We start from the raw sequence: 13,544 nt of genomic DNA, 5'->3' as shown, positions 1-13,544 counted from the left end.
GCGGCGCGTCAGCGCAGCACATAGCCGATGCCGGGTTCGGTGACGATCCAGCGCGGGCGGGACGGTTCGGGTTCGAGCTTGCGACGCAGCTGCCCGCAGTAGACGCGCAGGTAGTTCGACTCGCGCCCGTACTGCGGCCCCCACACGGCGCGCAGCAGTTGCTCGTGCGGCACGACGCGCCCGCGGTGGCGCGCGAGTTCGGCGAGCAGGCGCCATTCCGTCGGCGTGAGGTGGACGGCCCCCGTCGGCCCGCTCGCCTCGTACGTCGTGAAGTCGAGCGAGAAGTCCGCGGTGACGACGGGCGCCGGGCCGGACGGTTCGGCGCCGCCTCGCCGCAGCGCGGCCCGCACGCGCGCCATGAGCTCCTCGATGCCGAACGGTTTCGTCACGTAGTCGTCGGCACCCTCGTCGAGCGCCTCGACCTTGTCATCGGCTTCCTGACGAGCCGACAGCACGATGACAGGCACGCTCGAGCTCTGACGCAGTCGGCGCAGCACCTCGACGCCGTCGAGGTCGGGCAGGCCGAGGTCGAGGACGACGAGGTCGGGCATCGCGTCTGCGCACGTGCTGAGCGCATCGAGGCCGCACCCGACGGTCTCGACGTCCAAGCCGCGCGCCTTGAGGTTGATGCGCAGCGTCCGCGCGATCGTCGGGTCGTCGTCGACGACGAGCACTCGTTCATTCATGAGTCACCGCGCGTGGTTGCGTCTGCGAACCGGGTATCGACCGGCTGGTCGGCCTCAGCGTCCTGGGGCCGGGCCTCGGGCGCCGACTCGGGTTCCGATTCAGCGCCGGGCTCGGCCTCGCTCGTCGCACCCGCTGCGTTCGCCACGGCCGGCAGGACGATGACCATCGTGACACCTCCACCGGGAGTGGTCTCCGCCTCCAGCATGCCGCCCATTGCCTCCGTCAGGCCGCGCGCGACGGCGAGACCGAGCCCGATGCCGTCACCCGCGGGTGCGTCGCCGTAGCGCTGGAAAGGCCGGAATATCTCTTCGCGCGCCTCGTCGGGGATGCCGGGGCCGTGGTCGGCGACGCGTAGTTCGACGCGCGGGCCGAGCGCACTCGTCGTCACGACGACGCCGTCGCTGCCGCCGTGACGCAGGGCGTTCTCGAGGACGTTCGCGAGGACGCGGTCGAGCAGGCCGGGGTCGGCGACGACGTGGCGCGCGGCGTCGTCGAGGTGCCAGGTGACGCGATCGGGTGTCTCGAGGGCGCGCACCGCGGGTGTGACGACCTCGGCGAGGTCGATCTCGCGCGGGTTCGCGACGAGCGCGCCGGTCTGCAGCCGTGAGGCGTCGAGCAGGTTGCCGATGAGCGCATCGAGGCGATCGGCCGACGTCTCGACGGCTTCGAGCAGTTCCGCCTGGTCCTCCGGCGAGAACGTCACCTCGCCGCTGCGCAGGCTGCCGACGGCGGCCTTGATGCCGGCCAGGGGCGTGCGCAAATCGTGGGAGACGGCGGACAGCAGCGCGGTGCGCGCCTTGTTGTCGCGCGCGAGGGTGTCGGCCGACTCGGCGAGGTCGAGCAGCGCTCGACGGTGCAGCACGGCCGCCGCGTGCATCGCGTACGCCCCCAGCAGCCGCTGCCGCTCGGCGGGGACGGGGCGCCCCACGAGGACGAGGTCGTGCTCGTCGTCGATGCGCTCGACCGTCGTCTTCTCGCGCGGTAGCGCCTGCGCGGCGACGTCGCTGTAGCCGTCCGTCGAGGCGATGACGCTGCGACCCGGCCCGCGGGTGCGCACTACGGCCGCCGCGTCCTGGTCGAACATCTCGAGCGAGCGCGTGAGCAGCAGCGCGAACTGGTCGGCGGAGGACAGCATCGTGTGGCTGAGTTCGGCGAGCGCCGTCGCCTCCTGGTGCGAGGCGCTGACGTCGGCGGCCCGGCGGGCGCTCGCGTGGACGACGAGCGAGACGGCGGCGCCGATGACGACGAAGAGCACGAGCGCGACGACGTTCTGCGGGTCGGAGATCGTCAGCGTGCCGATGGGTGGGGTGAAGAACCAGTTGATGAGCAGGGACGACAGCACGCCGGCCGTGATCGCGGGCGCCATCCCGCCGATGAGCGCGACGACAACGGTGAGCAGCAGGTACAGCTGCACGATGAGCGGCAACCCGACGCCGGAGCGCAGCGGCACGAGCAGGGCGCTCAACAGCGCAGGGGCGGTCACCGAGGTGAGGAAGCCGAGCCGGACGCGGCGCGTCGACAACCCCTCACGTTCGGTCGGCGACGAGCCCACGTGCGCGAGCTCGTGCGTGACGACGTGGACGTCGATGTCCTCGCCCGAGCCGGCGATGATGCGCTCACCCGTGCCGGGTCGCAGCATCGCCTGGGCCCGCGAGCGCCGGCTGAGGCCGACGACGATCTGGTCGGCGTTGACGCCGCGCGCGTAGTGCAGGACGGCCTCGGCCGCGTCCGGCCCGCTGACGGTGTGGAACGTCCCGCCGAGTTCCTCGGTGAGGCGTCGCAGACCGCTGACGACGTCGGCCTCGGCGGTGCGCAGGCCGTCGTCGCGCACGACGAAGACGGCGTGCATCTCGCCGCCGCTGCCGCGCGCGGCCATGCGGGCGGCGCGGCGCAGCAGCGTCGCGCCCTCGCGCCCACCGGAGAGGGCGACGACGACGCGGTGACGTGTCGGCCACGTACCGACGATGTCGTGGTCGCTGCGGTAGGCCGTCAGGCTCTCCTCGACGCGGTCGGCGAGCCACAGCAGGGCCAGTTCACGCAGCGCCGTCAGGTTGCCCTGGCGGAAGTAGTTGGCGAGCGCCGCGTCGACCTTCTCCGGCTTGTAGACGTTGCCGTGCGCCATCCGTCGTCGCAGCGCCTCGGGCGCCATGTCGATGAGTTCGACCTGCTCGGCGCGCCGGACGACGACGTCCGGCACCGTCTCGCGCTGCAGCACGCCGGTGATGGCGAACGCCGCGTCGTTGAGCGATTCGAGGTGCTGGATGTTGACGGTGGAGACGACGTCGATGCCCGCCGCGAGCAGGTCCTCGACGTCCTGCCACCGCTTCTCGTGGCGCCCGCCCGGCACGTTGGTGTGCGCGAGTTCGTCGACGAGCGCGACCTGCGGCGCGCGCCGGAGCACGGCGTCGAGGTCCATCTCCTCGAGCATCGCGCCCCGGTATTCGCGCCGCAGTCGCGGCATGACCTCGAGGCCCTCGAGCGCGGCGGCCGTCGCGGTGCGCCCGTGGTTCTCGCAGAAACCGACGACGACGTCCGTCCCCCGCTCGGCCCGGCGTCGGCCCTCGGCGAGCATCGCCATGGTCTTGCCGACGCCGGGGGCCGCGCCGAGGTAGATGCGCAGCGTGCCTCGTGTCATGCGTCCATCTTCTTCTGCCGTCGCGGTTTCCGCCCGCTCAGCGAGCGGCGCGTTGCGCGAGTCCGACGTTCAGGTCGAGCACGTTCACCCGTTTGCCGCCGAGGTAGCCCAGGGCCGGCTTCTCGATGTGGGCGTCGATGATCTTCTCGACGTCGGCGACGCTCATCCCGCGGGCCTCGGCGATCCGTGGTGCCTGCCAGCGGGCGTAGACGACGCTGATGTCCGGGTCGACGCCGCTGCCGCTCGCGGTCAGCGCGTCGTCCGGGATCGGACCCTTCGCGTTCGGGTTGGCCTTCGTCAGCGCCGTGCGACGCTCGGCGATCGCCTTCTTCTGCTCGTCGGCGTTCTGGCCGAGGTTCGAGCCGCCGCTCTCGGCGCCGGGGGCGTCGACGGCGGACGGGCGCGCCGCGAACCACTTCGCGTCGCTCGTGGGCTGGCCGATGAGGCTGGAACCCACCTCGCGGCCCTCGGTGCGGACGATCGAGCCGTCCGCCCGGGCCGGCATCGCCCGCGCCGCGCCCGTGACGAGCAGCGGGTAGGCGATGCCGAGGACGACGGTGAGGACGAGGAGCGCACGCAGCGCGGCCCAACTCTGACGGAGAACGAACATGTCACTTCACTCCCGGGATGACGGACAGGACGAGGTCGATGAGCTTGATGCCGACGAAGGGCGCGATGACGCCGCCGACGCCGTAGACGAGCAGGTTGCGGCGCAGCATCGCGGCGGCACCGAGCGATCGGTACGCCACGCCCTTGAGCGAGAGCGGGATGAGCGCGACGATGACGAGGGCGTTGAAGATGACCGCCGACAGCATCGCCGACTCGGGGCTGTGCAGGTGCATGATGTTGAGCTTGCTGAGGCCCGGGAAGATGACGACGAACATCGCGGGGATGATCGCGAAGTACTTCGCGACGTCGTTGGCGATCGAGAACGTCGTCAGCGCTCCGCGGGTGATGAGCAGTTGCTTGCCGATGGCGACGACGTCGATGAGCTTCGTCGGGTCGGAGTCGAGGTCGACCATGTTGCCGGCCTCCTTCGCCGCCGATGTGCCCGTGTTCATCGCGACGCCGACGTCGGCCTGCGCGAGGGCGGGCGCGTCGTTCGTGCCGTCGCCGGTCATCGCGACGAGACGCCCGCCTTCCTGCTCGGCCTTGATGAGGCGCATCTTGTCCTCGGGCGTCGCCTCGGCGAGGAAGTCGTCGACCCCCGCCTCCTTCGCGATCGCGGCGGCCGTCAGCGGGTTGTCGCCCGTGATCATGACGGTGCGGATGCCCATCTCGCGCATCTGCGCGAAACGCTCGGCCATGCCGGGCTTGACGACGTCCTTGAGGTGGATGACGCCGAGCATGCGGGCGGTGCCGTCGGCGTCACGCTCGGCGACGACGAGCGGCGTGCCGCCGGCCTGGCTGATCGCCTCCACGCGTGCGTCGATGTCGTGCGCCATGTGGCCGCCCAGCTCGTGCACCCACGCGGCGACGGCCGAGCCGGCGCCCTTGCGGATGGCGCTGCCGTCGGGCAGGTCGATACCGGACATGCGGGTCTGCGCGGTGAACGGAACGGTGACGACGTCGGGGATCTCGGTCGCCGTGAACCCTTCTGCCGCAGCGTATTCGACGATCGAGCGACCCTCGGGCGTCTCGTCGGCGAGCGACGACAGGCACGCGGCGCGCACGAGGTCCTCGCGCGAGACACCCTCGACGGGGACGACGTCACCGGCGCGGCGGTTGCCGTAGGTGATCGTGCCGGTCTTGTCGAGCAGCAGCGTCGAGACGTCACCGGCGGCCTCGACGGCGCGTCCCGACATCGCGAGCACGTTGTGCTGCACGAGACGGTCCATGCCGGCGATGCCGATGGCGGACAGCAGGGCCCCGATCGTCGTCGGGATGAGGCAGACGAGCAGCGCGACGAGGACGACGAGCGACATGTCGTGGCCCGAGTAGCTCGCCATCGGCCAGATCGCCATGACGGCGAGGACGAAGATGATCGTCAGCGTCGTCAGCAGGATGCCGAGGGCGATCTCGTTCGGCGTCTTCTGCCGCTCGGCGCCCTCGACGAGCGCGATCATCCGGTCGATGAACGTCTCACCGGGCTTGCTCGTGATCTCGACGACAATGCGGTCCGACAGCACCGTCGTGCCACCGGTGACGGCGCAGCGATCGCCACCCGATTCGCGGATGACGGGCGCCGACTCACCGGTGATGGCCGACTCGTCGACCGTCGCGACGCCGTCGACGACGTCGCCGTCACCGGGGATGACCTCGCCGGCCTCGACGACGACACGGTCACCGACGCGCAGTTCGGTGCCGGGTACGCGCTCCTCGCCGCCGTGCGGCATGAGGCGGCGGGCGATCGAGTCGACGCGGGTCTGACGCAGCGTGTCGGCCTGTGCCTTGCCGCGCCCTTCGGCGATGGCCTCGGCGAGGTTGGCGAACAGGATCGTCAGCCACAGCCAGATCGTGACGGAGATCGAGAACACCGACGGGTGCATGATCGACAGCACCGTCGTGAGCACCGAGCCCACCCAGACGACGAAGATGACGGGGGTGCGCACGAGGTGGCGCGGGTCGAGCTTGCGCAGGGCGTCCGGCGCCGATTCGAGAGCCGTACGGGCGAGTGATGCGTTCACGAGAGGGCCTCCGCGATCGGGCCGAGAGCGAGTGAGGGGAAGAAGGTCAGCCCGGCGACGATGACGATGATGCCGACGAGCAGACTGGTGAAGACGGGCCCGTGGGTCGGCATCGTGCCGGCCGTGGCGGGGCGTCGCTGCTGCGAGACGAGCGCGCCGGCGACGGCGAGCACGAGCACGATCGGCAGGAAGCGTCCGAGGAACATGCACGCCGCGAGCGTGAGGTTGAGGTAAGGCTGGTCGGCCGACAGGCCCGCGAAGGCGGAACCGTTGTTGTTCGACGCCGACGTGTAGGCGTACATCATCTCGCTGAGGCCGTGCGGGCCGTGGTTGAGCAGGGCGTCCTTCGCGACGGGCAACACGACGCCGGCGGCGGTGAACACCAGCACGAGCGCGGGCATGACGACGACGGCGAGCGCCGCGTACGTGATCTCGCGGCGGCCGATGGCCTTGCCGAGCAGTTCGGGCGTGCGCCCGACCATGAGGCCGGCGATGAAGACGGTGAGCAGCGCGAAGATGATGATGTTGTACAGGCCGGTGCCGACGCCGCCGGGCGAGACCTCGCCGAGCATCATGTTGAGCATCATGAGGCCGCCGCCGAGGGGGCTCATCGAGTCGTGCATCATGTTGACGGCGCCGGTCGAGGTGCCCGTCGTCGCGGTGCCGAACAGTACCGATCCGACGATGCCGAAGCGTTGCTCCTTGCCTTCCATCGAGCCGAGCGCACCGCTCGTCTCGGCCCAGATGCCGAGGCCGGCGCTCAGGGTGAACAGGGCGCCCATGGCCGTCGTGAACACGGCGCCCTGACGCCGGTCGCCGACCATGAGGCCGTACATCCACGGCAGGGAGAAGGGGATCGCGAGCACGAGGAGGATCTCGAACAGGTTCGTCCACCCGTTCGGGTTCTCGAGCGGGTGCGCCGAGTTCGCGTTGAAGAATCCGCCGCCGTTCGTGCCGAGCAGCTTGATGACCTCCTGGGAGGCGACGGGGCCGCCCTGGATCGTCTGGCTGCCGCCGACGAGCGTCGTCACGTCGTGCGGGCTGCTGAGGTTCTGGATGACGCCGCCCGCGACGAGCACGAGCGCGCCGACGAACGCGATGGGCAGCAGGATGCGGGTGCAGCTGCGCACGAGGTCGACCCAGAAGTTGCCGATCGTCGCGGCGTTGCTGCGCGCGATCGCGCGGCACAGGGCGACGGCGACGGCGATGCCCGTCGCGGCGGAGACGAAGTTCTGCACGGTCAGGCCGGCCATCTGGACGGTGTACCCGGCGCCCGACTCACCGCCGTAGCTCTGCCAGTTCGTGTTCGTCGTGAACGACACGGCCGTGTTGAAGGCCGTGTGCCAGTCCTGGCTGCGCCCCAGGCCCCAGGGCAGGACGCCCTGCGCCATGATGAGCGCGAACAGCAGCACGACGGACGCGACGCCGAACATGACGCTGGCGATCGCGTACGTGCGCCAGCCCTGCTCGACGCGCGGGTCGACGCCGACGGCGCGGTAGATGAGGCGCTCCGGCGCCCAGTCACGCTCGTCCGTGAAGCAGCGGTACATCCAGGTGCCGAGCGGCACGTGGATGAACGCCAGCAGCAGCGCGATGGTGGCGATCATGCAGATCGCCTGAAGAGTGACGTTCATGTGCGCGGCCCTCAGAACTTCTCGGGCCGGATGAGGGCGTACAGCAGGTACCCCAGCAGTGCGAGGGCGATGATGCCCGCGATGACGATTTCGATCATGGATCGAGCGTGCAACCGCCCAGGCGGCGCACCGCTCGTCTTGAGGTCGCCTTGTCGCGTCTTGACGCGTTCTTTACGCGGGTTCTTTCCGCAGGTTGTCTCCGCAGGCGCGCTCGCGAGGGCGTGCTCAGCGCCGCCGGCCGTCCGGAGGCGTTCCGGGCGCCTGGCCCGGGTGAGCGGGCGTCCTCAGCTCGAGCCGTCGACGAGGCGGCTCTTGCCCTGTGGGTGGAACGTCGAGCTCGGCGCGAACCCGGGCTGCACCTGGGCGAGCCAGTCGAACGAGCGCGGGATCTTGCGCGTCCACACCGACAGGCGGTGGCCGCCGCCCTGCGCGATGCGCGCCGTGACGTCGGTGGGCCGCTTCACCACGGTGAGGAACTCCTTGACGGAGGGGTAGCTCACCTTGTCGGCGTCGGAGGCGAACAGCCACAGCGACACGGGCACGGGGTTGGCCTTCTCCAGGGCGATGAGGTCGTAGCTGCGCGCCTGCGGCGAGTTGGGGGGAAACGGCGGGTGGCCGTCGAACTGGGGACGGAAGTAGCCCTGGTAGGCGACGGCGGCGCCGAACGTCGCGGGGTGCTTCATCGTCAACATCGAGGCGCACCATCCGCCGCGGGAGTACCCCCACGTCGCCCACGACCCGCGCCCGGGCGCGACGGCGAAGGTGTGTTTCACCCACGTCGGCAGCGTCGAGGCGAGCCACGTCTCGGTCTGCAGGCCGTGCGGGTTGTCGATGCACTCGGTGTCGTCGTCGGGGGTGCGGTTGAGCTGCGGCACGACGACGATGGGCGCGGCGATGCGGCGGTCGCTGACGGCCTTGTCGAGGCGCGCGTAGAAGTGGTCGAGCTTGCTGTACGACTCGGGGCTGCCCGGCAGCCCGTGCATCGCGACGATGACGGGGTGACGCGTCGCGGAGTGCGGGTCGTACCCCACGGGCAGCTGGACGTACACCTTGCGCGACGCGGTCGGGCGCCCGTCCGCGTTCTTCGGGCCCGGGATCTCGTACTTCTGCAGGCGCTGACCCGGCTGCGGCAGCGCGGGCAGGGCCTGCGGCGTCGTCGGCGCCGTCGGGGTGGCGCTCGCCGAGGGGGCCTGCTGATCGAGGGCCGGCGCCGGCGTCGGCGCGCCGTAGTGACGCGGTGTGTCCTCGGGCGAGTCGCCGAGCAGGTCACCCCAACTCGTGTAGAACGCGTACTCGTTGTTGAACAGGGCACCGACGAGCGCGAGCACGAGCGTCGTGAACAGTGCCGTCAGGCCGAGGCGCGACAGCGCCTGCATCCACGGCTTGCGCCCCCACGAGCGTCCCCGGACGATGACGAGGAGAACGAGCGCCGCGGCACAGCCGAGCACGATCGGTAGCCACGTCCCGTTCAACCCCATGGAGGAAGGGTAAGGACTCATCCGGGGAATTGCCCGTGAGCCACGCTGGGAGAACGCTCCGAATCGTGGTGTGCGTCACCTCGAGGGCGTCGACGCTCGATCGGGTGGGACGTCGGTTTCGCCCTCGGAGGTGGGGGTCGCGTCGGCGCCGCCCTCGGACGTGGCGGGCGCCGCGGTGATCCACCACGGCGTCGTCGTGCCGGGGCCGTCGCCGTACTGGGCGTCGAGTTCGGCGTCGGCGCGGCGGGCGCTCGCGCGGTCGGCGCGCATCCACTCGATGAAGACGGCTGCGAGCAGGGGCAGCCCGACACTTTCGGCGACGGCGAGCAGCGCTCCGCCGGCGAACTTCTGATCGAGCGAGGCGGACATGTCGCCGCGGTAGGTGGCGGCGGACGCGGCGAAGCCGGGGAAGTGCGGCATGAGCAGGTCGTGATGCGTCATGACGAGGATGCCGGGGATCGCGTCGAACAGGCCGTCGACGCAGGCGAGCAGGACGCGCACGCCGGGGCCGGCCCACGAGGGCAGCAGATCACCGGCGAGCAGGGGCAGCACGACGGTGACCCCGACGACCAGCAGGTGCACGGTGAGCACGATGCGCATCGGCGTGGAGTCGAGCGCGGCCTGGCCGTAGGGCGTGAAGAAGACGACGATGACGCTCACCATCGCGAGGATCGAGCTGACGAACGGGTACATGAGCGCCCGTCCGAGGCGGCCGCCGAGCATCCGACGCAGCGCCGTCGACCCCGTCGCGCCCTCGATGACGTCGACGGGGCGCGCGAGCGCGAAGCCGGTCGGGATGACGGCGACGAGCAGCGCGACCTGCAGCGCGAACACCCACATGAGTCGCGTCGACCACACCTCAACGGGGCCGCACAGCGTGTAGGCGAGGCCGCCGGCACCGAACGTCAGGAACCACGCGAGCCACGAGACGTTCGCTCGTCCGCGTCGGCGTGCGCGGATCCAGGCGGCGACGTAGCCGATCGTCACGACTGCGACGAAGAGGGTGCCCCATGAGCCCGGTCGCCAGTCGGTCAGCCATGACGAGGCATGAAGTTCGTTCACAGCGGGCATTGTGCGCGCGTCGGCTGGGAGGGCGGTGAACTCGCCTCGGCGGCGGTTTCGAACGCGCTCGCGTCTCCTCGGGATCGGGCAACTGCGCACTGCGGCCACGACGCACACGGCTGGGCCCGCATTCGGACGGGTACGGCGAAGGCCCCCATCGGCGAACCGATGAGGGCCTTGCTGACGCTGGTCGGGGTGACAGGATTTGAACTGTTCACTCGACAGATTTGCGCTTAGCTCTGATCTGCACCGTAGGCGTCTGACCTGCGGCGCTGTACACGCTAACGCGTGAGAGTCATGGGCACAAGAGGACACGGCGAACCACAAATTATGCCCGGGTTATGTCCAAATGTGTCCGCGGGCGGCCGCTGATGGCACGGGCCAAGGGCGACTTCGGGACGATCCGCAAGCGGTCGAACGGCCACTTCCAGGCCTACTACATGTTTCCTGATCATGCTTTCCATCGTGCGCCGTCGACGTTCCAGACCAAGGCGGACGCCGAGGGCTGGCTGGCTGCCGAGCGGCGGCTCATCCAGAACGACGAGTGGTCGCCGGCGAAGTCTCGACGGGCGAAGGTGAAGCGCACGACCGAGGCGTTCGCGCCGTACGCCGAGACCTGGCTCGAGCAGCGCGACATCAAGACCCGCACTCGAGCGCTGTACCGCAGCCAGCTCGACCGCTTCCTCCTGCCCGCTTTCGGCGAGATGTCCCTTCGGGACATCTCGCCCGCTGTCGTCCGCACCTGGCACAGCGGACTGGACCCCAAACACCCGACCCAGCGCGCGCATGTGTACTCCCTGTTGCGCACGATCCTCAACGAAGCGGTGCGCGACGACATCCTCGCGCGGAACCCGTGCAACATCCGAAGCGCCGGCGTCACGAAACGGCAGATCACGATCGACCCCGCCACTCCTGCGGAGATCAAGGCGCTCATGGCTGAGATGCCGCAGCGGTATCACGCGTTCGTTCTCGTCGCCGCGTGGTGTGGACTTCGGTTCGGCGAACTGTCCGAGTTGCGGCGCAGAGATATCGACCTCGCGAGCGGCGTAATCCATGTGCGTCGCGCAGTCGTCTGGGACGGCGGGGAGCCGATCGTCGGGCCGCCGAAGAACGGCCTTGGACGGAGCGTGACGATGCCGCCGCACATGGTTGAGCTCGTCGCTGCGCACATCGAGCAGTTTGCTGCGCGAGGGCCGGACGGTCTGCTGTTCCACGCGATCAAGGACCCCAATCGTCAGGTGGGCTCGAACACCGTTCGCCGCCACTGGATCAAGGCACGCAACGCTGTGGGCCGGTCGACCATGCGAGTCCATGACCTTCGGCACACCGGAGCCGTCCTGGCTGCGATGGCGGGCGCGACGGGCAAGGAGACCCAAGACCGTCTTGGTCACCTCAGCGCGGATGCAGCCAGCCGGTACCAGCACGTGGCGCGCGGGCGGGACGCCGAAATCGCGAAGAAGCTGTCGGAACTGGCTGGATACTGAGCCAGTCGGCGAGGCCGTCTCACGTGGCTCGTCTCACACGCGGCGAAATGACGCGGCTTGTGATTCAGGCGCGCGGGTCGCTGTGCCGCTTCGCACCTCGGAGTCCGTCAACCGGGAAGAACCCGTACCTGCCGTGCTCCTTGGCCGTGAAGACGATCTCTACCGTCTGGTCGTCCAGCGGCTCGGTCGGGTCGGTGTTCTCCATGACGATGACCTGACCTGTCGCCTGCCGCTGGATATCGCGATAGAACCCATCGACCACGTGTCGAGGCGGCTCGCCGTCGGCCAAAGGGTCTTGGTCCGGTGGCCGGTAGGTCAGCACCGGCGTGTCAAGCACCACGAAACCTGGGTGCGGAATTTCCCGGTCGGTGCAGTACTTCGCCAGGCTCAGCGTGAACGCAGCGTGAAGGATGGCACGAACGCCCTTACCGTGTGACGATCTCAGCTGGTCTCCTGCCACGACATCCTGCGACGACGCGTCGTAGCGCACATCGTTCGGCGTGGGGAATCCCCACGCTGCGAGGCGCTTTGCCAACTCGGCCGAGAACTCGCGCTGGGCCCGCAGGCTCACGCTCGCCGCAACAGCAGCCGTCTCAGCGGTGGACTCGTCCACGACGATGCGCTTCATCTTCTCAAGCGCCTCCACCTGGTCATACAGGCTCAAGAACCGCTCGATGGATGCCCGCTTGCCGACGAGATCCTTGAGCTCGCTGTTGTCCGAGGCCAGCGACTCCTCGAGTTCGACCAGGCTCGCCTCGAGTTCCTTGCGCGACGCGTCCGACCGCCTGGCGAGTTGTCGGAGTTCCTGACGCCGGTCGTTAACATCGGCAATTGTGGCTTGAAGGTCGTCAGCAAGTACACGAGTGCGGCGGGCCTGCTCATCGACCGCGGCACCGAAGCTAGTCGTGTCTCCCTCACAAGCGGTGTTCTTATGTTGGTTCGCGGGCTCGGCACCGCAGAAGACGCAGGTACCGGCCGTGAAGTAGCCGAGCAGCATGCCGGTCTCTCGCACCGTGGCGAGGCGGGCGAGGTCAGAGGCGTACCGCTCACTCAGGATGTCGAATCGGTTCTTGAGCGCGTTCGCGTCGCCCCACTCTGCCTCGTATGCGGCAAACTGCCTCTGCTGGTCACCAAGCTGTTTCGTCACGGTGGCACGGCGCTCAACCAGTTGGCTAACGGAGCCGCTCTGCTGGTCAATCGAGACGTTGAGCCTGGCTAGCTGGTCGCGCAGGTCAGAGGCCACAGGCGTATCGGATAGTTGCGCCTCAAGCTCACGGAGTAGCCGGTCAACAACGTCGACTTTGGCGTTGCTGAGCTTCGCCAACTCAGACTTCGACTCAACCGGAATCAGACTTGAGTCATCCTCGTCCTGAAGGAATACCTTCAGGACGGACATCTCCTTCGTCTTCGTAACGTAACTGCCGGTCAGCGCTGGCGGCACTTCGGCTTGCATCTGAGTCTCATCAACTACGCACAGGTGGGCGACGTTGCGAAAACTCAGGCTGTCCGTCTCGTTCCGCGCATTCTTGCGAACCTTGCGCCCGTCCAGCCCGATAGCGTTCAGCAGGTACCGAGAGACGTTTCCTAGCGCAACCGGGTTGTGCTTCGCCGCCAACGTGTCGTCTGGAACACCGAGCGGACCCTCGCGCACATCTGAGTAATAAACGCCGAAGTTGCCGCCGTCGACCGACCGGCTCAGGGTGACTACGGTCGTGTCCGGCAACTCAAGCCCAAGCAGCACCGTCGAGTAGTCCTCGCGTTCGGGAATCTCCTTTAGCGCGTTCGCGCCCAGCATGAAGTCGATGGCGTCGACGATGAACGACTTGCCGGTGTCCGACGGGCCACGCACGAGCGTCACTGCCGGGCCGAACGCGACGCTCGCGGGCTCTACGTTCTTACCGATGAAGGTCAGGTGAAGGAGTCTCAGCTGGAGCATT

The 13,544-nt window shown here is 69.0% G+C and carries 10 protein-coding genes; 1 reads left to right on the top strand and 9 read right to left on the bottom strand.

Annotation, left to right across the window (positions count from 1 at the left end; genetic code table 11):
- Window positions 1-8: 8 nt before the first annotated feature.
- The 8 genes from K9D12_RS05225 to K9D12_RS05190 all read right to left on the bottom strand — a co-directional run bounded on the left by K9D12_RS05225 (window position 9) and on the right by K9D12_RS05190 (window position 10,123).
- Entirely contained in the window at window positions 9-686 is a 678-nt protein-coding gene (locus tag K9D12_RS05225) for a response regulator (protein WP_193643517.1), read from the bottom strand.
- Entirely contained in the window at window positions 683-3,322 is a 2,640-nt protein-coding gene (locus K9D12_RS05220) for an ATP-binding protein (protein WP_223059656.1), read from the bottom strand. Before K9D12_RS05220 ends, K9D12_RS05225 begins: the two co-directional genes overlap by 4 nt.
- Window positions 3,323-3,359: 37 nt before the next feature.
- On the bottom strand, window positions 3,360-3,932 hold the full coding sequence (gene kdpC / locus K9D12_RS05215) for a potassium-transporting ATPase subunit KdpC (RefSeq protein ID WP_144694304.1): 573 nt from the start codon (window positions 3,930-3,932) through the stop codon (window positions 3,360-3,362).
- 1 nt (window position 3,933) lies between these two features.
- A complete protein-coding gene (gene kdpB, locus K9D12_RS05210; protein WP_038569586.1) occupies window positions 3,934-5,949 on the bottom strand; it encodes a potassium-transporting ATPase subunit KdpB in 2,016 nt (671 codons plus the stop codon).
- Window positions 5,946-7,583: a potassium-transporting ATPase subunit KdpA gene (gene kdpA, locus K9D12_RS05205; RefSeq protein WP_129664863.1), complete on the bottom strand. Its 1,638-nt coding sequence runs from the start codon at window positions 7,581-7,583 to the stop codon at window positions 5,946-5,948. Before kdpA ends, kdpB begins: the two co-directional genes overlap by 4 nt.
- Window positions 7,584-7,594: 11 nt before the next feature.
- Entirely contained in the window at window positions 7,595-7,696 is a 102-nt protein-coding gene (gene kdpF, locus K9D12_RS05200; RefSeq protein WP_197079011.1) for a K(+)-transporting ATPase subunit F, read from the bottom strand.
- 171 nt (window positions 7,697-7,867) lie between these two features.
- A complete protein-coding gene (locus tag K9D12_RS05195) occupies window positions 7,868-9,061 on the bottom strand; it encodes an esterase family protein (RefSeq protein ID WP_165357917.1) in 1,194 nt (397 codons plus the stop codon).
- Between the two features lie 75 nt (window positions 9,062-9,136).
- Window positions 9,137-10,123 carry a cytochrome c oxidase assembly protein gene (locus tag K9D12_RS05190; protein ID WP_165357916.1) on the bottom strand — a complete coding sequence of 329 codons (987 nt, stop codon included), beginning with the start codon at window positions 10,121-10,123 and terminating at the stop codon, window positions 9,137-9,139.
- Between the two features lie 371 nt (window positions 10,124-10,494).
- Between K9D12_RS05190 and K9D12_RS05185 the strand changes: the two genes are divergently transcribed.
- On the top strand, window positions 10,495-11,607 hold the full coding sequence (locus tag K9D12_RS05185; RefSeq protein ID WP_129664857.1) for a site-specific integrase: 1,113 nt from the start codon (window positions 10,495-10,497) through the stop codon (window positions 11,605-11,607).
- Window positions 11,608-11,671: 64 nt separating this feature from the next.
- On the opposite strand, the gene K9D12_RS05180 is transcribed toward K9D12_RS05185, so the two are convergent.
- The gene (locus K9D12_RS05180; protein WP_129664855.1) at window positions 11,672-13,543 is read right to left on the bottom strand and encodes a hypothetical protein; all 1,872 of its coding nucleotides are present in this window, start codon (window positions 13,541-13,543) and stop codon (window positions 11,672-11,674) included.
- Window position 13,544: the final 1 nt, after the last annotated feature.

The sequence above is a fragment of the Dermacoccus sp. Tok2021 genome, from assembly GCF_019895135.1.
GTDB lineage: Bacteria > Actinomycetota > Actinomycetes > Actinomycetales > Dermatophilaceae > Dermacoccus > Dermacoccus abyssi.
This window is presented reverse-complemented; position numbering and strand designations above follow the sequence as displayed.

What these genes read in the sequence shown, in the direction of transcription:
- kdpA (WP_129664863.1), bottom strand. Translation starts at nt 7,583, where the DNA reads ATGAACGTCACTCTTCAGGCGATCTGCATGATCGCCACCATCGCGCTG.
- kdpC (WP_144694304.1), bottom strand. Translation starts at nt 3,932, where the DNA reads ATGTTCGTTCTCCGTCAGAGTTGGGCCGCGCTGCGTGCGCTCCTCGTC.
- K9D12_RS05185 (WP_129664857.1), top strand. Translation starts at nt 10,495, where the DNA reads ATGGCACGGGCCAAGGGCGACTTCGGGACGATCCGCAAGCGGTCGAAC.
- K9D12_RS05225 (WP_193643517.1), bottom strand. Translation starts at nt 686, where the DNA reads ATGAATGAACGAGTGCTCGTCGTCGACGACGACCCGACGATCGCGCGG.
- K9D12_RS05180 (WP_129664855.1), bottom strand. Translation starts at nt 13,543, where the DNA reads ATGCTCCAGCTGAGACTCCTTCACCTGACCTTCATCGGTAAGAACGTA.
- K9D12_RS05195 (WP_165357917.1), bottom strand. Translation starts at nt 9,061, where the DNA reads ATGGGGTTGAACGGGACGTGGCTACCGATCGTGCTCGGCTGTGCCGCG.
- K9D12_RS05220 (WP_223059656.1), bottom strand. Translation starts at nt 3,322, where the DNA reads ATGACACGAGGCACGCTGCGCATCTACCTCGGCGCGGCCCCCGGCGTC.